This window comes from Staphylococcus sp. HMSC070D05, assembly GCF_001815595.1.
Lineage (GTDB): Bacteria > Bacillota > Bacilli > Staphylococcales > Staphylococcaceae > Staphylococcus > Staphylococcus hominis.
In genome coordinates this window covers 1-19,333 of record NZ_KV821112.1, presented here as the reverse complement: position 1 = coordinate 19,333, position 19,333 = coordinate 1, and the positions used below count along the sequence as shown (strand labels likewise).

Sequence of the window (19,333 nt, the reverse complement as noted above, 5' to 3'; positions counted from 1 at the left end):
TTAAGTTCCCATTTTAAGGGTTCAGTGCCATTTTATCTATGAGTTTTTTTATCACATAAAGTATAAATGGACAATTTATGGTACTATTTTAATTAATAAGTGAAAAAGGAAAGTAACTTAATTTATATAGGAGTGATAATAAATGAAACAACAATTACAACAATTATCGGCATATCAACCTGGGTTATCACCGCAAGCACTTAAAGAAAAATTTGGTATAGAAGGTGAGTTATATAAACTAGCATCGAATGAAAATTTATATGGACCATCACCTCATGTAAAAGAAGCAATTAAAGCTCACTTAGATGAGTTATTTTACTATCCGGAAACAGGCTCTCCATCATTACGAAAAGCAATTAGTAAACATTTAAATGTTGATGAATCTCGAATTTTATTTGGCGCAGGTTTAGATGAAGTAATACTGATGATTTCTAGAGCAGTTTTAACACCGGGAGATAAAATTGTGACAAGTGAAGCTACTTTTGGACAATATTATCATAATGCGATTGTTGAATCAGCTGAAGTTATAAAAGTACCGTTAAAAAATGGTGGATTTGATTTAGAAGGAATTTTAAAAGAGGTTAATTCTGATACCTCATTAGTATGGTTATGTAATCCTAACAATCCTACAGGTACATATTTTAGTCATAATGAATTAGAGTCATTTTTGGAACGTGTTCCAAGTCATGTGCCAGTCTTAATTGATGAAGCGTATTTCGAATTCGTCACTGCTGAAGATTATCCTGATACATTAAAACTACAAGAACGCTTTGATAATGCATTTTTATTAAGAACATTTTCTAAAGCATATGGATTAGCAGGTTTACGTGTAGGATATGTTGTGGCAACAAATGAAGCCATTGAAAAATGGAATATCATTCGTCCACCTTTTAATGTGACACGAATTTCAGAATATGCAGCGATTGCAGCATTAGAGGATCAAGATTATTTAAAAGAGATTACTAGAAAAAATGCAAGAGAACGTGAAAAGTTTTATAACATTGAACAAAGTAAACACTTTTTACCGAGTCAAACGAACTTTGTATTTGTAGTAACGGATAAACCACAAGCATTGTATAATGAACTATTAAACGTTGGCTGTATCACTAGACTATTTCCTAATGGAGTACGTATTACAATTGGATTTGAAGAACAAAATAATAAAATGATTGAAGTATTAAAACAATTTAATTATTAAACTAAGGAAAAACCTTTAATTGCGATTCATGACGAATTAAAGGTTTTTTGCTATACTTTGAAACTGTGCAAAAGATAACTAAGGAAGTGATAACATGGCACGTAAATCGATAGCAATAGATATGGATGAAGTATTAGCAGATACTTTAGGTGCAATTATTGAAGCAGTTAATAGTGAAACTAAATTAGGAATTACAATGGAATCGTTAAATGGTCACAAATTAAACCATGTGATTCCTGAACATGATGGGTTAGTAAGAGATATTTTAAGATCTCCAGAGTTTTTTAGACATCTTAAAGTAGTACCACATGCACAAGAGGTGGTAGAAAAACTTAATGAGCATTATGATGTATATATTGCTACAGCAGCAATGGACGTACCCACCTCATTTCATGATAAATATGAATGGTTACTAGAATATTTTCCATTTTTAAATCCACAGCATTTTATTTTTTGTGGAAGAAAAAATATTGTTAAAACAGATTATTTAATAGATGATAATCCTCGTCAGCTTCAAATTTTTGAAGGAGAACCTATTATCTTTACGGCCGCACATAATATAAATGAAACACGTTTTAAACGAGTTAATGGTTGGAAAGATGCAGAAGCAATGTTTTTAAATAATAATTAAAATAAAAAGGTATGTATGAAGCTTGAAGAATTCATACATACCTTTTTATTATGATATAGTTGTTAATTCTCATCATTCGAAAAAGTAAGGATATTGATTGCTTTAGGTAACACGTCAATGGTGATAGGTGTTTCTAAATTAATTTCTCCATCAATATCTACTTTCATATTTGGTTCAGTACGTAATGTTATATGAGAACCTGGAATATGATTAATTCCTTCGGTAATTTCATTCCAATTCATGCTATCTCTTTTTTTGAAAATATCGTTTAAAATACTAAAACTTTGTTGTTCAAATATAAAACTATTTAATTTTCCATCTTGTGGAGAAAGATCTGTAAGTGGAATGCGACTACCACCAATATTAGGTCCATTTGCTATAACTATCATAGACGTATTTCCTTTATATTCTTTGTCGTCTATTATCAATGTATAGTCAAAATGTTCGGGATTCAAGAGTGTTTTTACAGTAGAACCAACATAGCTTAATTTTCCAAAGATATCTTTACGTCCTTCTTGAACATTTTCAGCATTTTGCACAATAAGTCCTAGTCCGACAAAGTTAAGTACATAATTATCATTTACTTTCATAACATCATATGACTCAATATGTGAAGACAATAATTGCTCACTAGCTTTTTTAAAGTCAGGATTTAAGTTTAATGTTTTAGTAAAATCGTTAAATGTTCCTCCGGGAATGATACCTATAGGAAGGTTTAAATCATATTTCATCACACCATTAATCAATTCGTTAACCGTACCGTCTCCTCCCAATATAAAAACGATATCGATATCATTACTATAAGTATAATCTTTTATATCTTTACAATATCTTTCAATATCACCTTCATTTTCACTTAATTGTATTGAAAGATGCTTACATAACTGAGTTAGTGATTTAGCGACTTCACCCAATCCATCATATATATCTTTAAGTCCGCTATGTTCATGGTAAAATAACACTCCATGATTATACTGTTGCTCCATAGTTCAACCTACTTTCATTTAAAATTATATTATAAATATTTACCCTGAATTTTATAATTTTAAATATATAAGTAAAAGAAACTTCTAGATTTCATAACTAGAAGTTTCTTTTACTATTTTGTATTTAATTAGTGAATGCCTTTCATAGCTTTTGTAATTTTAGGTGAGAAAGCTAAAATGATAAGAGTAATAACAATAGCCACTGTGCCTAAGAAAATAAAATAATTAGTTTGACCAAGTGGTTTAATTAATTTTACTAATGTACCGTTAATTGCTTGCGCTGAAGCATTTGTTAATAGCCATACACTCATCATTTGAGCATTAAATGCTTTAGGTGCAAGTTTAACAGCAGCACTATTACCTGTAGGTGATAAACAAAGTTCCCCAATAACACAGATTACATATGATAAAATAACCCAGTTAACTGAGAATTGTGTATGTCCATAACCTAAACCAACTAATCCAATTAGAATGTATGATAAACCTGCTAGTAATGTACCAATACTAAATTTAATAGCTAAAGAAGGCTGCTTTTTACCCATTTTTAACCAAATCATAGAAATAACTGGTGCAAATAATAAAATAAATAATGGATTGATAGATTGGAATAAGGCTTCTCCAAATCGCGTTGTCCAACCAAATAAGTTGAGTTGCATGTCAGAACGTTCTAAACCATAAATATTTAAAACGTTAGAACCTTGTTCTTGAATTGACCAGAATAACATACCTAAAATAAATAAAGGTATAAATGCTTTAACTCGAGAACGTTCTACATCGGTAACGTCTTTACTACGAAGCATAGTTGTAAAGTAAATGATTGGTAAAGCGACTCCTAGAACTAATACAGTATTACTAATTAAATCGAATGAAAGTGTATGGGTATAATATGTAACTAATAATACGATAATCACAATTGCTACTACGATACCGATAATCATTCCATATTTACGCTTTTCTTCTTTAGATAGTGGATTAGTAGGTTTCATTCCAACACTACCTAAATTCTTTCTATTAAATAATAAATACCAAACAAGACCTAATGCCATACCAATAGCTGCAAGAAGGAAGCCACCATGGAAATTACGTATATCTACAAAATGTTGCAGTATGATAGGTGAAATTAATGCACCTAAATTAACAGACATATAGAAAATAACGAAACCTGCATCAATACGTGTATCATTTTCTGGATATAAACGACCTACAATATTTGAAATATTAGGTTTCATTAAACCTGATCCGATAATAATAAAGAACATTGATGAGAATAAACCAAATAAAGCGAATGGTAAACTTAAACAGATATGTCCAATAATAATAAGTACAGCACCTAATAAAGTAGCGCCACGTGTGCCTGTAATTCTATCAGCAATCCACGCGCCAGGAATAGAAGACATGTAAATAAGTGCTCCATATACTGACATAATCGACATTGCTGTAGTTTGATCAATACCTAATCCATTTTGGTGTATTGCGAAATACATATAAAATATGAGCATCGCACGCATGCCGTAGTAACTGAATCTTTCCCAAAACTCTACGAAAAAGAGCACACCTAGTCCTCTAGGATGACCGAAAAATCCTTTCTGTGGTATTGATTGAATTGTTTGTTCATGGGAGTTATTTGTTGCCATTAACATCCCACTCCTTTCTTTCCTAATATGACTGATTACTATGTAAATAAGATTGTACAATTAAACTTTACAAGGACTTCTTAAAAATATAAAAAATTTTTAGAATTTTCAGTCAAATAAAACATAATAACTTATAAAAATAAAAGTTTTTGTAGCTCATGAACTTATATCTTTATAAAATTTAGCGATAATATTAAAATACGCTTTAATTTAATAAATCGCAATAGTTTATTAAAAAAATCTAGAATAAAAATGACTCCTTTTATATTACATTAGTAAAAATAAAAGGAGTTAAAAAACATTTTATCGATTATCTATTTTTTCAGGATACATATCGTGATTCATTAAACGATGTTCGGCCATCTTTTCATATTTAGAATTTGGACGACCATAATTTGTATATGGATCTATTGAAATACCTCCACGTGGCGTGAACTTACCCCACACTTCTATATAATGAGGATCCATTAAGTCAATTAAGTCATTCATGATAATATTCATACAATCTTCGTGAAAATCACCATGATTTCTAAAGCTAAATAAATATAATTTTAGTGATTTTGATTCTACCATTTTTATATTTGGTATATATGAAATATAAATTGTAGCAAAATCGGGTTGTCCAGTGATAGGGCAAAGAGAAGTAAATTCTGGACAATTAAACTTTACAAAATAATCTCTTCCTTGATGTTTATTATCAAAAGTTTCGAGTACTTGGGGTGTATAGTCAAATTCATATTTATTATTTTGGTTACCTAGTAATGTAATATCTTGTAATTCTTCTTTATTGCGACCTTGCGTCATAATTTTCCTCCTAGTTTTTAGATGTATTAGATTGTCTACGTGCTTTTTCAAACATAAAGTAACTAGCGCCAATAATAATGATATAACCTATAAATGCATAGAAATCTGGTGTTTCTCCAAATAATATAAAGCCAAATAATGCAGTAAATAATATAGAAGCATACGTAAAAATAGAGATATCTTTTGCTGGAGCAAAACTATATGCTAATGTAATACCGATTTGTCCTACTGCCGCTGATAATCCAGCTCCTAATAAATATATAATTTGTAACTTTGTCATAGGTTCATATGTTGCAATAGAAAATGGAATAAGAACGATGACTGAAAATAATGAAAAATAAAATACAATAGTATAAGGTGCTTCACGTTTACTTAATGCTCGTACACAAGTATATGCAGATGCAGCGAAGATACCTGAGAATAAACCGGCTAAAGAAGAGAACATAGTTGAAGAAAATTCTGGTTTAACAATGAATAACATACCAAAAATAGCAATTAGCATAGCTATAATTTGATACTTTTTAATATTCTCTTTTAAAAATATTAAACTTAATAAAATAGTCCAAAAAGGGTTAAGCTTCATTAAAGTATCAGCATCACTTAACACCATGTGATCAATAGCGTAAATATTTAGTAATACCCCTATAAGACCTAACGTCGATCTAGTAATTAAAAGGGGCTGACTACTCATTTTACCAAATATAGGTTGCCTATATTTTATTATGAAAAATAATGGAATAAACATGGCTACCAAATTTCTTGCTAAAGATTTTTGAAATACAGGTAAGTCTCCGGCTAGTCTAAAAAAAACAGACATGAAGCTAAAACCAATAGCAGAAATTAAAATAGCAATAATACCTTTTACCTTAGGATTCAAAGTATATCTCCTCATTTATAAAAATTTAACGTCTATATATTAGCATAATTTATTTGTGGATGCATAAGTACTTGCAAAGATAAAAAAGAAAAACTATAATAATGACGAACATACGTTCTTTGTATGATTAAATATACTCTAAATTTTTTATTCGTAAAACAGAAATTTATTCGGCTTTTAATATAAAAAACGAGTTATTTTTTAATAAATGGTTAGCAATATATTATGATTTACATTCTTATGTACTGGAAATCCCGAATGAATAAGGTTTAGTAATGGTAGGTAAAAAATCAAGTGAAATACCTTAAAAAAACTAAAATAAAATTTTCTTAGTTTTTAATATAGCTATGATGCACCTTTAACCGATTTCACGAACAATTGACATCAAATATTAACTTTTAATTAGGGTATCATTTATGTATAATGAAACACAGAATGTAGTGTTGGATTTAAAATCGAGACACAATATGTTGTGTTTAAGGAAAAAAGAAAGATTATATGAATAATTCATTTTAGTAGCAATTTTACACTTATTTGAGTTGATTTTTTCGGAATCTACACTATTCACATGAACGATTTACAAATAATAATTTTAAAAAATTAATAATTAGAAACACAACATGTAGTATTAACTTGATTATGTTAATGAAATGATATTCGTTCTAAAAGTAAGTTTTCTTATAAGACTAAGAGAACTTCTTTTTAATTAATAAGATTGTCGAAAGAGGGCGTTCCTATGAAAGTAGTTTATTTCTCTTTTTCAGGAAATGTACGAAGATTTATAAAACGTAGTGAAATTAAAAATGTATTAGAAATCAATAAAGACAATTGTAAGGATAGTATAGAAGAACCTTATATTTTAGTTACAGGTACAATTGGTTTTGGTGAAGTTCCCAAGGAAGTACAGTCTTTTCTAGAAGTTAATCATGCCTATATACGTGCTGTTGCTGCTAGTGGTAATCGTAACTGGGGACAAAACTTTGCGAAAGCAGGTCGAACAATTTCTGAAACATATCATGTGCCTTTATTAATGAAATTTGAGGTTCAAGGTACAAATAAAGATGTTATCGAATTTAGAGATAAGGTGGGGCATTTCAATGAAGATTATGGACGAGAAAAAGTACAATCATATTGAATTAAACAATGAAGTAACTAAACGTAAAGACAATGGCTTTTTTAATCTTGAGAAAGATCAAGAAGCTTTAAACGTTTACTTAGAAGAAATTAGCGATAAAACAATTTATTTTGATAGCGAAATTGAACGTTTACATTACTTAGTAGATAATCATTTTTACTTTAATGTATTTAAGAAGTATAGCGAAGAAGATTTAGTAGAAATCATCGAATTCGCAAAATCTATTAATTTTGAATTTGCTAGTTATATGTCTGCAAGTAAATTTTATAAAGACTATGCTTTAAAAACAAATGATAAATCTAAGTACTTAGAAGACTATAATCAACATGTTGCCATAGTTGCTCTATATTTAGCAGATGGTAATAAAGAACAAGCTAAACAATTTATTTTAGCGATGATTGAACAACGTTATCAACCTGCTACACCTACATTTTTAAATGCCGGACGCGCACGTCGTGGAGAGCTTGTTTCATGTTTTTTACTAGAAGTTGATGATAGTTTAAACTCAATTAATTTCATAGATTCTACTGCTAAACAATTAAGTAAAATTGGTGGTGGTGTGGCTATCAATTTATCTAAATTACGTGCACGTGGTGAAGCAATTAAAGGTATTAAAGGTGTAGCTAAAGGTGTATTACCTGTAGCAAAAGCATTAGAGGGTGGATTTAGTTATGCTGATCAATTAGGTCAACGTCCTGGAGCTGGAGCAGTATATTTAAACATTTTCCATTATGATGTTGAAGAGTTCTTAGATACTAAAAAAGTAAATGCCGATGAAGATTTACGTTTATCAACAATTTCCACTGGTCTTATTGTTCCATCTAAATTCTTTGACTTAGCTAAAGAAGGAAAAGACTTTTATATGTTTGCACCTCATACGGTAAAACAAGAATATGGAGTGACATTAGACGATATTGATATTGAAAAATATTACGAGGAACTTGTAGCTAATCCCAATGTTCTTAAAAAGAAAAAAGATGCACGAGAAATGTTAAATATGATTGCTCAAACACAGTTGCAATCAGGCTATCCATATTTAATGTTTAAAGATAATGCGAATAAAGTACATGCGAATTCAAATATTGGTCAAATTAAAATGAGTAATTTATGTACTGAAATTTTCCAATTACAGGAAACATCAATTATTAACGACTATGGAATTGAAGATGAAATTAAGCGTGATATTTCATGTAATTTAGGTTCATTGAATATAGTAAATGTAATGGAAACGGGTAAATTCAGAGATTCAGTACATACTGGAATGGATGCATTAACAGTAGTAAGTGACGAAGCAAATATTCAAAATGCACCAGGTGTGAAAAAAGCAAATAGTGAGTTACATTCTGTAGGTTTAGGCGTAATGAACTTACATGGCTATTTAGCAAAAAATAAAATTGGCTATGAATCTGAAGAAGCAAAAGATTTTGCTAATATTTTCTTTATGATGATGAACTATTATTCAATTGAACGTTCTATGGAAATTGCTAAAGAACGTGGAGAAGCATATCAAGATTTTGATAAATCAGATTATGCAAGTGGCAAATATTTTGATTTTTATACATCACAAGAGTTCGTGCCACAATTTGAAAAAGTAAAAGAATTATTTGCTAATATGCAAATTCCTACATCAGAAGACTGGAAATCATTACAACGACAAGTACAAGAATATGGTTTATATCATGCTTATCGATTAGCAATTGCACCAACTCAAAGTATTTCATATGTTCAGAATGCAACTAGTTCGGTCATGCCAATTGTAGATCAAATTGAGCGACGTACGTATGGAAATGCTGAAACATTTTATCCAATGCCTTTCTTATCACCTGAAACAATGTGGTACTACAAATCAGCATTTAATACAGATCAAATGAAACTTATAGATTTAATTTCAACAATTCAAACACATGTGGACCAAGGGATTTCAACAATTTTATATGTTAATTCTGAAATTTCAACACGTGAATTGTCACGATTATATGTATACGCACATCACAAAGGATTGAAATCTTTATACTATACACGTAATAAATTATTAAGTGTTGAAGAATGTACAAGTTGTGCAATTTAATTAATAGTGAAATAAATATTTAGAGGAAAGATTAAATTATTCTCACAGAGAACCATTTTAATCTGATCCTCTTAAATCATGTAATGGTTAATAAATAGAGGAGGATTTTATTAATGAAGGCCGTCAATTGGAATACTCAAGAAGATATGACAAATATGTTTTGGCGTCAAAACATTTCACAAATGTGGGTAGAAACAGAATTTAAAGTTTCAAAGGATATAGCAAGTTGGAAGACACTAACAGATGATGAAAAAAACACGTTTAAACGTGCTTTAGCAGGTTTAACTGGATTAGATACACATCAAGCGGATGATGGTATGCCATTAATTATGCTACATACAACTGACTTACGTAAAAAAGCGGTTTATTCATTTATGCAAATGATGGAACAAATTCATGCTAAAAGTTATTCACACATTTTTACAACGTTACTTCCATCTAGTGAAACAAATTATCTATTAGATACTTGGGTAATTGAAGAGCCTCATTTAAAATATAAATCTGATAAAATTATCTCTAATTATCATAAACTTTGGGGAAAAGAAGCCTCTATTTTTGATCAATATATGGCAAGAGTTTCAAGTGTTTTCTTAGAAACATTCTTGTTCTATTCTGGTTTCTATTATCCACTTTATCTTGCAGGCCAAGGAAAGATGACAACTTCTGGTGAAATTATTAGAAAAATTTTACTTGATGAATCAATTCATGGAGTATTTACCGGTTTAGATGCTCAAAGTTTACGTAATGAGCTATCAGAAAATGAAAAACAAAAAGCTGATAAAGAAATGTATAAGTTGTTAGAAGAACTATATAAAAATGAGGTATCGTATACACATATGCTATATGATGATATCGGTTTAACTGAAGATGTTTTAAATTATGTACAATATAATGGGAATAAAGCTTTATCAAACTTAGGATTTGAACCTTATTTTGAAGAAAAAGAGTTTAATCCTATTATTGAAAATGCATTAGATACATCAACAAAAAATCATGACTTTTTCTCAGTAAAAGGAGACGGCTATACATTAGCACTTAACGTGGAAGCTTTACGAGACGAAGATTTTATTTTTGAAGATTAGAATAATAACTAATTTTAGAAAAACTAATTGTAGAATGATCACTGCAATTAGTTTTTTTAATTTCTCTATAAAAAGTAAAAGAATATTAGTATTACTATTGAAAAATTTACTATGACAATTTAATATATAGTTAAATGATAATCATTTTCAATGGAAATGGTATATATACTAAGGAGTATTACGAATGAGGTTTCTATTCAAAGGTTATACATTATTAATCATTTTAGTGATATTAAGTATACTTTCTTTATTTATTGGCGTAAGTCAATTATCCATAATTGATCTTTTTCATTTGTCAGATAATCAGAAAAATATTTTATTTTCTAGTCGTATTCCTAGAACTATAAGTATTCTTTTATCTGGAAGTTCTCTTGCTTTAGCAGGACTAGTTATGCAACAGATGATGCAAAATAAATTTGTAAGTCCTACTACAGCTGGAACAATGGAATGGGCAAAATTAGGAATATTACTTTCACTCATATTTTTCCCAAAAGGTCATATATTGATTAAATTGACTTTTGCAGTTGCATTAAGCCTAGGAGGAACATTTTTATTCGTTAAACTAATCAATTTTATAAAAGTGAAAGAAGTTATTTTTGTCCCGCTCTTAGGCATTATGATTGGTGGCATTGTTTCAAGTTTTACCACTTTTATAGCATTAAGAACGAATGCACTACAAAGTATTGATAATTGGTTGAATGGAAATTTTGCTGTTATCACAAGCGGCCGTTATGAAATTTTATATTTAGCCATTCCTTTATTAATTATCGCTTATATATTTGCCAATCATTTTACGATTGCTGGAATGGGTAAAGATTTTAGTCATAATTTAGGTGTTAAATATGAACAAATTATAAGTATTGCGCTTTTAATCACTGCAACACTGACAGCATTAGTCGTCGTAACAGTCGGAACCTTACCGTTTTTAGGTTTAATTGTCCCTAATATTATTTCAATGTATAGAGGAGACCACTTGAAAAATGCATTACCTCATACATTAATGTTAGGTTCTATATTTGTATTGTTTTCCGATATTATTGGTAGATTAATTGTTTATCCTTACGAAATAAATATTGGTTTAACAATAGGTGTATTTGGAACAATTATTTTCTTAGTTTTATTGATGAAAGGTAGAAATAATTATGCAAATTAGTGCTAATAAAAAAATATTGATTCTCTTTCTTTTTACGATTTGCATGGCTGCTTTCTACTTACTAGTAGGTTTGGATTTTGAAATTTTTCAATATCAGTTTGAAAGTCGAATAAGAAAATTAATTTTAATTTTACTTGTTGGTGGATCTATTAGTACGGCAGTTGTTATTTTCCAATCTATCACTGCGAATAGATTACTCACTCCTTCAATTATGGGATTAGACTCAGTCTATTTATTTATTAAAGTATTGCCTGTGTTCTTATTAGGAACACAAGCCAGTGTAGTGACAAATACTTATTTGAATTTTCTTCTGACTCTCGTAGTGATGGTTCTTTTTTCTTTAGTATTATTCCAAGGCATGTTTAAATTAGGACATTTTTCGGTTTATTTTATTTTACTTGTTGGGGTAGTATTAGGAACATTTTTCCGTAGTATCACTGGATTTATTCAACTTATTATGAATCCAGATGACTTTTTAACCGTTCAAAGTGCGATGTTTGCAAGTTTTGATGCTTCTAATTCTAAACTTGTCCTTATTTCAAGTATACTTTTAATTATTTTAATTGTAATTGCTTTTATATTAAGACCCTATTTAGATGTGTTATTACTAGGGAAAGATCAATCTATTAACTTAGGTGTATCATATGAAAATATGACAAAACTTTTATTAATTTTAGTGGCTTTATTAGTATCAATATCCACTGCTTTAGTAGGTCCTGTTACATTTTTAGGATTATTAACAGTCAATTTAGCACATGAATTCATGAAAACATATGAACATAAATATATTTTACCCGCAACGATTCTTATAAGTTGGATTAGTTTATTTATAGCTCAGTGGATTGTAGAAAATATGTTTAAAGCTACCACTGAATTTAGTCTTATTATAGATTTAGTTGGAGGTATTTACTTCATATACTTGCTTATTAAAAGGAGGAATGAAGATTGATTCAAATTAGAAATTTAGATAAAAAAATTCAGAGTAAATCTATTTTGAAAGATATAAATGTTGATATACCAAAAGGTAAGTTAACCTCTTTAATAGGTCCAAATGGAGCAGGAAAAAGTACACTTCTATCAGCAGTAAGTCGATTATTTGAATACGAGAACGGTACAATTAATATAGAAAATAAATTAATTGATGATTATAAAAGCGATGAATTAGCAAAAAAGTTAAGTATTTTAAAGCAAACAAATCATACTGATATGAATATCACTGTAGAACAGCTTGTAAATTTTGGGCGTTTTCCTTATTCAAAAGGTCGAATGAAAAAAGAAGATAATGAGAAAGTGGCATATGCCATTGATTTACTACATCTAAGGGAAATCAAAGATAGAAATATAAAAACATTATCTGGAGGACAAAGACAACGTGCGTATATTGCTATGACAATTGCTCAAGATACAGAATACATTTTGTTAGATGAACCGTTAAATAATTTAGATATGAAACATTCGGTTCAAATTATGCAGACACTTCGAACATTGTGTCGTGATTTAAATAAAACAATTGTTATTGTACTCCATGATATTAATTTTGCCTCTTGTTATTCAGATTACATTGTTGCACTAAAGAAAGGTGAAATTGTTAAATCTGGCCCAAAAAATAGTGTGATTGAAACAAATGTATTAAGAGGTTTATATGAAATGGATGTTCATGTAGAAGAAATTAGAGGCCAACGTATTTGTTTATACTATGATGAGGTTATCTTTTAAAATAAGATAAATATTTTTATATTTAAAGGAGTGATGCTTAGAAAACATAAAAAGAAATACTTGAAAAATTGAGTGCCAAAATTAACTTATAAAAGGAGAAATACATATGAAGAAAGCAGTCTTATTTTTAGTCTTAACTTTAGCTTTAGTATTATCAGCATGCAGCAATAATTCTGGTAATAAATCAAATAATGAAAGTGATTCAAAAGATACAGTTTCAATTAAAAATAGTTTTTCAGCAAGTGGAAATGACGAAAGTAGTAATGATGGGAAAAAAATTAGCAACACGGTGAAAGTCCCTAAAAATCCTAAGAACGCGGTTGTTCTAGATTATGGAGCATTGGATGTTTTAAAAGAAATGGGTGTAGCTGATAAAGTGAAAGGCTTACCAAAAGGCGAAAATAATGAATCTTTACCAAGTTTTCTAAGTGAATTTAAAAAGGATAAATATATTAATACTGGTAATTTAAAAGAAATAAATTTCGATAAAATAGCTGAAGCTAAACCGGATGTTATTTATATTTCAAGTAGAGCAGCTACACAAAAAAATCTAGATGAGTTTAAAAAAGCAGCGCCTAAAGCTAAAGTTGTCTATGTAGGTGCAAGTGAAGATCATTATATTAAAGATATGAAAAAGAATACAGAAAATCTAGGTAAAATTTACAACAAAGAAGATAAAGCAAAAGATATGAATACAAAATTAGATCAAAAAATTTCAGATATGAAAAAACAAACTAAGAATTTCGATAAATCTGTAATGTATCTTTTAGTTAATGAAGGAGAACTTTCTACATTCGGTCCAGGTGGAAGATTTGGTGATTTAGTATTTAATACGCTAGGCTTTAAACCAGCGGATAAACACGTTAAAATAAGTCCACATGGTCAAAATATTAATAATGAATATATCAGTAATCATAATCCAGATATCATTTTAGCAATGGATCGTGGATCAGTTGTGGGTGGAAAATCGACAGCTAAACAAGTGTTAAAAAATGATGTTATTAAAGATGTAACAGCAGTTAAAAATAACAATGTTTATGAATTAGACCCTAAACTATGGTACTTTGCTTCAGGTTCAACAACAACAACAGTAAAACAAATTGATGAGTTAGAAAAAGTAATTGATAAAACTAAAAAATAAATCTAGGATACTAAGTTTAGAATGAATAAAAGAGTGGGACATACACCCTAGAAAAATAGCCAGTAAATGAGTTTATTATAAATTCATTTACTGGCTTCTTTATTTACAATACTTCGTATGGTTGGCTCGCTTTGTTAGGGGACAACTTTAGTCTGTAGCCGTTCCTTCAAGAGTCTCGTCAAAATACTTTGTTTTATATGTTATTCTATATATCATTTAAATTAAGTATTAAATTTCAAAATATAAATGATAGTGAAATTTACAACGTGAATTAAAATGTGCTTGGCAATTTGGACAAGTTTCAGTCATCATATATTCATGAATAGAAAGTTCATTTTGACAAACTCCACAAAGAATCGCCTTTTTATGAAATTCCTCTGCTGACCAACGCTGAATGTTATGAGATTCGTGTTCATTATGACATTGGTAACAAGGATAATACTTTTCACAACATTTAAATTTAATCGCTATAATATCAAGAAATGTATGATAGTGAATACAACGTGTTTCATTATCTACGAGAGAACCATAAACTTTTGGCATTGTTACACATCTCCTAACATTGAGAATTTACTCTGACTTTGGATGTTCGCCAATGATTCGAACTTCACGATGTAATTCAACATCAAACTTTTCTTTCACAACTTTTTGTACGTGATGAATTAAATTCTCGTAATCTGTTGCTGTACCATTATCGACATTTACCATAAACCCAGCATGTTTAGTTGAGACTTCCACGCCACCAATACGATGACCTTGAAGATTTGAATCTTGAATTAATTTTCCAGCAAAATGACCTGGAGGACGTTGGAATACACTACCGCATGACGGGTATTCAAGTGGTTGTTTAGATTCACGACGTTCTGTAAGATCATCCATTTTAGCTTGAATCTCGTTCAAGTTACCTGGTTCTAAAGTAAATGCGGCTTCAAGAACTACTAAATGTTGTTTTTGAACGACACTGTTTCTATAGTCTAAATGTAATTGTTCTTTAGTCAGTTGTATCAAATCGCCGTGTTCATTTACACATAAAGCATAATCGATGCAATCTTTGATTTCTCCTCCATAGGCGCCTGCATTCATATAAACAGCACCACCAACGGAACCAGGAATACCACAAGCAAATTCTAAGCCGGTAAGAACATGATCTCTTGCCGTTCTCGATACATCTATAATTGCTGCACCGCTTCCTGCTATAATTGCATCATCTGAGACATTGATATGATCAAGGGATAATAAACTAATCACTATACCTCTGATACCGCCTTCGCGAATAATAATATTTGAACCATTCCCTAAATATGTCACAGGTAATTGATGTTCTTGAGCATAACGTACGATAGTTTGTACTTGTTCATTTTCGATAGGTGAAAGGTAAAAATCTGCATTTCCACCAGTTTTCGTGTATGTATAACGTTTTAACGGTTCATTAACTTTAATAATCTTTTCAGGTACTAAAGATTTTAAATCTTTTAAGATGTCTTCTTGTTCTAACATAAGTACATCCTTTCTTCTCTTCTATAATCTAAACTTTATTATAGCAACTTTACATATGTTTTGCTAAAAGAGTTTAAAACAATTTGCATGTCATTAAAGTGTATGATATAAATTATCAAAAAATTTCTGTTTTTGGTTTTCGTAGTATCGAATTGTTGAATTTAAATTTATAAATTCATTTTTCTGATTAGAAAATATCTGTGCTACGTGTTTTTGTGTAGACAGTACTTGATCTATAGCTAAATATTGAGTGAATAAGGGCGTATCTATTTGAATAATATGTAATCGTATTATTTGCTTAAGATTGATCATATTATCAAATTTTGCCATCATCACTTTCTTTTTATAAGGGTGGTGTAATCGATAAAAGCCTACATAATTCAATCTCTTTTCATCAAGAGAGGTAATATCATGGAGATTATTGACTCCAACTAAAACATCTAAAATCGGTTCTGTGGGATAAGAAAAATGCTTTGTTCCTCCGATATGTTGTGTGAATTTTACTGGAGAATCTAACAAGTTAAATAACAGAGTTTTAGTGTCTTCGTACAACTGATGATAATCATTGACGTTGGCACAATTTATAAATGATTGAACAGATGCATACATATGTAACTCCTTTAATTAAATAATGATACAAATTCTGAAATACTATAACATAATTTATTTTCAATATAAATAACTTTATGTATAATACGGGTGTTAGGAGTGCAAAAATGAAAACATTAATAAGACTTTCATTATGTTCACTATACTGTTTGATACTTTCTGGCTGTGGTCAGAATAATACCGAAGATTTAAATCGCTTCAAGCAACACTTATCTAAAGTAGAGACTAAGCAAAAAAGTGTGGAAAAAGTGATGAATCAATTAGAGCTGAACCGTTTAAATAATATAAGTAAAACCGATACAACAGATAAAAATAAAAAATCATTTGAACGACTACAGAAAAATATAAATCAACGTTTAGTGCCTAGGTTTAAAGATTACGAAAAAGAAGCTAAACATCTTCCAGCTAAGACAAATAAAACGCGTCAATTAAAGAAAGATTATTTAAATCATGTGAGTAAGCAACATCAGTCTATAAATGAAATTAAATCATTTGTAAATTTATATAATCAATCAGTTGTGGAAAATGAAAAAATTCTAAATTATACACATTCGTTTGAAATAAATAGAGCACTAGTAGAAAAAGATATACGTAAAACAAATAATCAAGAAAATGCACATCTACTAAAATCTAAAATTGAAAACAATAATCGTGATTTACGAAAAACTGCTCAAAAATTTTTAGAAAAGGATAGTTATCCTACTTCAAAAGCAATTAATGAGCATATAAAACCACTAATACAAAAACAGATTAAAGATTTAAATCAAACTAATATTATAGATTCACATGTAAACAATGCTCGTAAAAATGCGATAGAAATGTACTATAATTTACTTAATTATTATGAAACACGTGAAACAACTATTAAGATTGAAGATCAACTTTCAAAAATTAATGTTGAAAAACTACCTAAAACGGGTAAAGATTTAAGTAAAGAAAATCACAACTTTAATACAGAATTAAAAAAAGTACAACAAAATGAGTAAAACCTAAATTTGAATTTTTGGTTAACATTATATGATGAAATGTGTATAATTGTAGCCATTGAGAAGTTTAATTTAAAAAAGAGACAAAGTTAAAAAATTTAGAGGTGAATAGAATGGCTATAAAGCTGAGTTCGATTGACCAGTTTGAACAAGTATTAGAAGAACATAACGATGCATTTGTATTAAAACATAGTGACACATGTCCAATTTCAGCTGCAGCATTTGATCAATTTAATAAGTTTTTATATGAAAGAGATATAGATGGATATTATCTAGTAGTTCAAGAAGAAAGAAAACTTTCTGATTATATTGCTGAAAAGACAAATGTGAAACATGAATCACCACAAGCTTTTTATTTTGTAGATGGAAAAGCTGTATGGAATGCTAGTCACAGTGATATTAATGTATCTACACTAGCACAAGCTGAAGAATAAGAAAGATAAATATATTGATTTAAGAGCCTGGTACATTTTTTGTTACCAGCTCTTTATTATATCTATATTTTTATCGCGTTAAATGACTTTTATGTTTATAAAATATAAAAAATGAAATATGCGATGAACCTATGTATAATGTGAAAGTGAAGTTATAACGTATGAATTTAAGAAAGATAGAAAATGGCATGAGGTGAAAATAGAATGAAAATTTTAGTAGCCATGGATGAATTTAACGGTATTATTTCGAGTTATCAAGCGAATCGTTATGTGGAAGAGGCAATAGCAAGTCAAATTGATCATGCAGATATTGTACAGGTACCTTTATTTAACGGACGTCATGAATTATTAAATTCAGTATTTCTTTGGCAATCAGGTACAAAATATAAAGTGAATGTTCATGATGCTGATATGAATGAGATTGAAACCATATATGGACAAACTGAAGAAGGTACTATAATTATTGAGAGTAATTTATTTTCAAAAGGTAATAAAGCAATTGAACAACGTACTAGTTTTGGGTTAGGAGAAGTTATTTTAGATGCATTAAACAAGCACACAGACCACATTATTATATCTTTAGGTGGTATGGATAGTTTTGATGGTGGCGTAGGGATGCTACAAGCTTTAGGAGCTAAATTTTATGATGATGAAAATAGAGAACTTGACGCACGAGAAGGTGCACAAATGATTAAGTTCATTCGTCATATTGATATCTCTGGATTGCCTAGTACATTGGAAAATGTCAGACTACAAGTGATGACAGATTTTTCTAGTAAGTTGTATGGAAAAAATAGTGAAATTATGAAACTAAGCTATAATCATCAAATTCCACACAAAAAAGCAGTAGAAATTGATAATCTAATTTGGTACTTAAATGAGATTATGAAAAATGAATTACATATTGCTTTAGGACCTATTGAACGTGGAGGAGCCGGTGGTGGTATAGCTGCGGTGTTGAAAGCATTATACAATACAGAAATTTTAACGAGTCATGAACTAGTAAATCAAATTACACATTTAGATGAGTTAGTATCTCAGGCGGATTTAATTATCTTTGGAGAAGGTTTAAAAGAAGAAGATCATATACTTGAAACAACCACATTGACTATTGCAGAACTTACAGAAAAATATCACAAACCATCTATTGCAATTTGTGCGACTAATGATAAGTTTGATATATTTAATCATCATCGTGTAACAGCCATGTTTAACACATTTATTGAAATGCCGAAAACATACACAGATTTTAAAATGGGTCTTCAAATTAGACATTATACAGTTCAAGCTTTACGATTATTAAAAACTACAGCTAATGAAATAAAATAAATAAAAAAGTTTAGTTCATTCGGCACTGAACCCTTAAAATGGGAACTTAATAA

Annotated in this window: 19 protein-coding genes; 12 read left to right on the top strand and 7 right to left on the bottom strand. The window is 29.5% G+C overall.

Annotation, left to right across the window (positions count from 1 at the left end):
- Window positions 1–142 precede the first annotated feature (142 nt).
- Window positions 143–1,198 (top strand): histidinol-phosphate transaminase, encoded by a 1,056-nt coding sequence (hisC, locus tag HMPREF3046_RS05010; RefSeq protein WP_070717079.1) that lies wholly within the window; start codon window positions 143–145, stop codon window positions 1,196–1,198.
- 94 nt (window positions 1,199–1,292) lie between these two features.
- The gene (locus HMPREF3046_RS05005; RefSeq protein WP_070717075.1) at window positions 1,293–1,829 is read left to right on the top strand and encodes a 5' nucleotidase, NT5C type; all 537 of its coding nucleotides are present in this window, start codon (window positions 1,293–1,295) and stop codon (window positions 1,827–1,829) included.
- 62 nt (window positions 1,830–1,891) lie between these two features.
- On the opposite strand, the gene HMPREF3046_RS05000 is transcribed toward HMPREF3046_RS05005, so the two are convergent.
- The 4 genes from HMPREF3046_RS05000 to HMPREF3046_RS04985 form a co-directional block, all read right to left on the bottom strand.
- Window positions 1,892–2,815 carry a diacylglycerol/lipid kinase family protein gene (locus HMPREF3046_RS05000; protein WP_070717072.1) on the bottom strand — a complete coding sequence of 308 codons (924 nt, stop codon included), beginning with the start codon at window positions 2,813–2,815 and terminating at the stop codon, window positions 1,892–1,894.
- A 128-nt stretch (window positions 2,816–2,943) separates the two neighbouring features.
- A complete protein-coding gene (locus tag HMPREF3046_RS04995; RefSeq protein ID WP_070717069.1) occupies window positions 2,944–4,449 on the bottom strand; it encodes an S-Cys-Gly-3M3SH uptake peptide MFS transporter in 1,506 nt (501 codons plus the stop codon).
- A gap of 303 nt (window positions 4,450–4,752) precedes the next feature.
- Window positions 4,753–5,253, bottom strand: a complete 501-nt coding sequence (gene queF / locus HMPREF3046_RS04990) for a preQ(1) synthase (RefSeq protein WP_002449091.1) — start codon at window positions 5,251–5,253, stop codon at window positions 4,753–4,755.
- 10 nt (window positions 5,254–5,263) lie between these two features.
- Window positions 5,264–6,130: a DMT family transporter gene (locus HMPREF3046_RS04985; protein ID WP_070717065.1), complete on the bottom strand. Its 867-nt coding sequence runs from the start codon at window positions 6,128–6,130 to the stop codon at window positions 5,264–5,266.
- Window positions 6,131–6,866: 736 nt separating this feature from the next.
- Between HMPREF3046_RS04985 and nrdI the strand changes: the two genes are divergently transcribed.
- From nrdI to HMPREF3046_RS04950, 7 genes are all read left to right on the top strand, one after another.
- The gene (gene nrdI / locus HMPREF3046_RS04980) at window positions 6,867–7,265 is read left to right on the top strand and encodes a class Ib ribonucleoside-diphosphate reductase assembly flavoprotein NrdI (RefSeq protein WP_002449085.1); all 399 of its coding nucleotides are present in this window, start codon (window positions 6,867–6,869) and stop codon (window positions 7,263–7,265) included.
- Window positions 7,228–9,333 (top strand): class 1b ribonucleoside-diphosphate reductase subunit alpha, encoded by a 2,106-nt coding sequence (nrdE, locus tag HMPREF3046_RS04975; protein ID WP_070717062.1) that lies wholly within the window; start codon window positions 7,228–7,230, stop codon window positions 9,331–9,333. The genes nrdI and nrdE overlap by 38 nt, the downstream gene beginning before the upstream one ends.
- 113 nt (window positions 9,334–9,446) lie before the next feature.
- The gene (gene nrdF / locus HMPREF3046_RS04970) at window positions 9,447–10,415 is read left to right on the top strand and encodes a class 1b ribonucleoside-diphosphate reductase subunit beta (RefSeq protein ID WP_070717059.1); all 969 of its coding nucleotides are present in this window, start codon (window positions 9,447–9,449) and stop codon (window positions 10,413–10,415) included.
- A 184-nt stretch (window positions 10,416–10,599) separates the two neighbouring features.
- Complete coding sequence (locus tag HMPREF3046_RS04965; protein WP_070717057.1) at window positions 10,600–11,568, top strand: ABC transporter permease; 969 nt, start codon at window positions 10,600–10,602, stop codon at window positions 11,566–11,568.
- Window positions 11,558–12,517 (top strand): iron chelate uptake ABC transporter family permease subunit, encoded by a 960-nt coding sequence (locus HMPREF3046_RS04960; protein WP_070717052.1) that lies wholly within the window; start codon window positions 11,558–11,560, stop codon window positions 12,515–12,517. Before HMPREF3046_RS04965 ends, HMPREF3046_RS04960 begins: the two co-directional genes overlap by 11 nt.
- Window positions 12,514–13,284: an iron ABC transporter ATP-binding protein gene (locus HMPREF3046_RS04955; RefSeq protein ID WP_070717050.1), complete on the top strand. Its 771-nt coding sequence runs from the start codon at window positions 12,514–12,516 to the stop codon at window positions 13,282–13,284. Before HMPREF3046_RS04960 ends, HMPREF3046_RS04955 begins: the two co-directional genes overlap by 4 nt.
- Before the next feature lie 106 nt (window positions 13,285–13,390).
- Window positions 13,391–14,425: a ferrated catecholamine ABC transporter substrate-binding lipoprotein SstD gene (locus HMPREF3046_RS04950; RefSeq protein ID WP_070717047.1), complete on the top strand. Its 1,035-nt coding sequence runs from the start codon at window positions 13,391–13,393 to the stop codon at window positions 14,423–14,425.
- Window positions 14,426–14,653: 228 nt separating this feature from the next.
- On the opposite strand, the gene HMPREF3046_RS04945 is transcribed toward HMPREF3046_RS04950, so the two are convergent.
- The 3 genes from HMPREF3046_RS04945 to HMPREF3046_RS04935 form a co-directional block, all read right to left on the bottom strand.
- Window positions 14,654–14,968: a CHY zinc finger protein gene (locus HMPREF3046_RS04945; RefSeq protein ID WP_070717042.1), complete on the bottom strand. Its 315-nt coding sequence runs from the start codon at window positions 14,966–14,968 to the stop codon at window positions 14,654–14,656.
- A 27-nt stretch (window positions 14,969–14,995) separates the two neighbouring features.
- On the bottom strand, window positions 14,996–15,922 hold the full coding sequence (gene murB / locus HMPREF3046_RS04940; protein WP_070717041.1) for a UDP-N-acetylmuramate dehydrogenase: 927 nt from the start codon (window positions 15,920–15,922) through the stop codon (window positions 14,996–14,998).
- Between the two features lie 93 nt (window positions 15,923–16,015).
- A complete protein-coding gene (locus HMPREF3046_RS04935) occupies window positions 16,016–16,531 on the bottom strand; it encodes a GrpB family protein (protein ID WP_070717037.1) in 516 nt (171 codons plus the stop codon).
- A 107-nt stretch (window positions 16,532–16,638) separates the two neighbouring features.
- Between HMPREF3046_RS04935 and HMPREF3046_RS04930 the strand changes: the two genes are divergently transcribed.
- The 3 genes from HMPREF3046_RS04930 (at window position 16,639) to HMPREF3046_RS04920 (ending at window position 19,280) form a co-directional block, all read left to right on the top strand.
- The gene (locus HMPREF3046_RS04930; RefSeq protein WP_070717036.1) at window positions 16,639–17,517 is read left to right on the top strand and encodes an EMYY motif lipoprotein; all 879 of its coding nucleotides are present in this window, start codon (window positions 16,639–16,641) and stop codon (window positions 17,515–17,517) included.
- A 113-nt stretch (window positions 17,518–17,630) separates the two neighbouring features.
- Window positions 17,631–17,951 carry a bacillithiol system redox-active protein YtxJ gene (gene ytxJ, locus HMPREF3046_RS04925; RefSeq protein ID WP_070717033.1) on the top strand — a complete coding sequence of 107 codons (321 nt, stop codon included), beginning with the start codon at window positions 17,631–17,633 and terminating at the stop codon, window positions 17,949–17,951.
- 204 nt (window positions 17,952–18,155) lie between these two features.
- Window positions 18,156–19,280, top strand: coding sequence for a glycerate kinase (locus tag HMPREF3046_RS04920; protein ID WP_070717030.1), 1,125 nt, complete (start codon window positions 18,156–18,158; stop codon window positions 19,278–19,280).
- The last annotated feature ends 53 nt before the right edge of the window (window positions 19,281–19,333 follow it).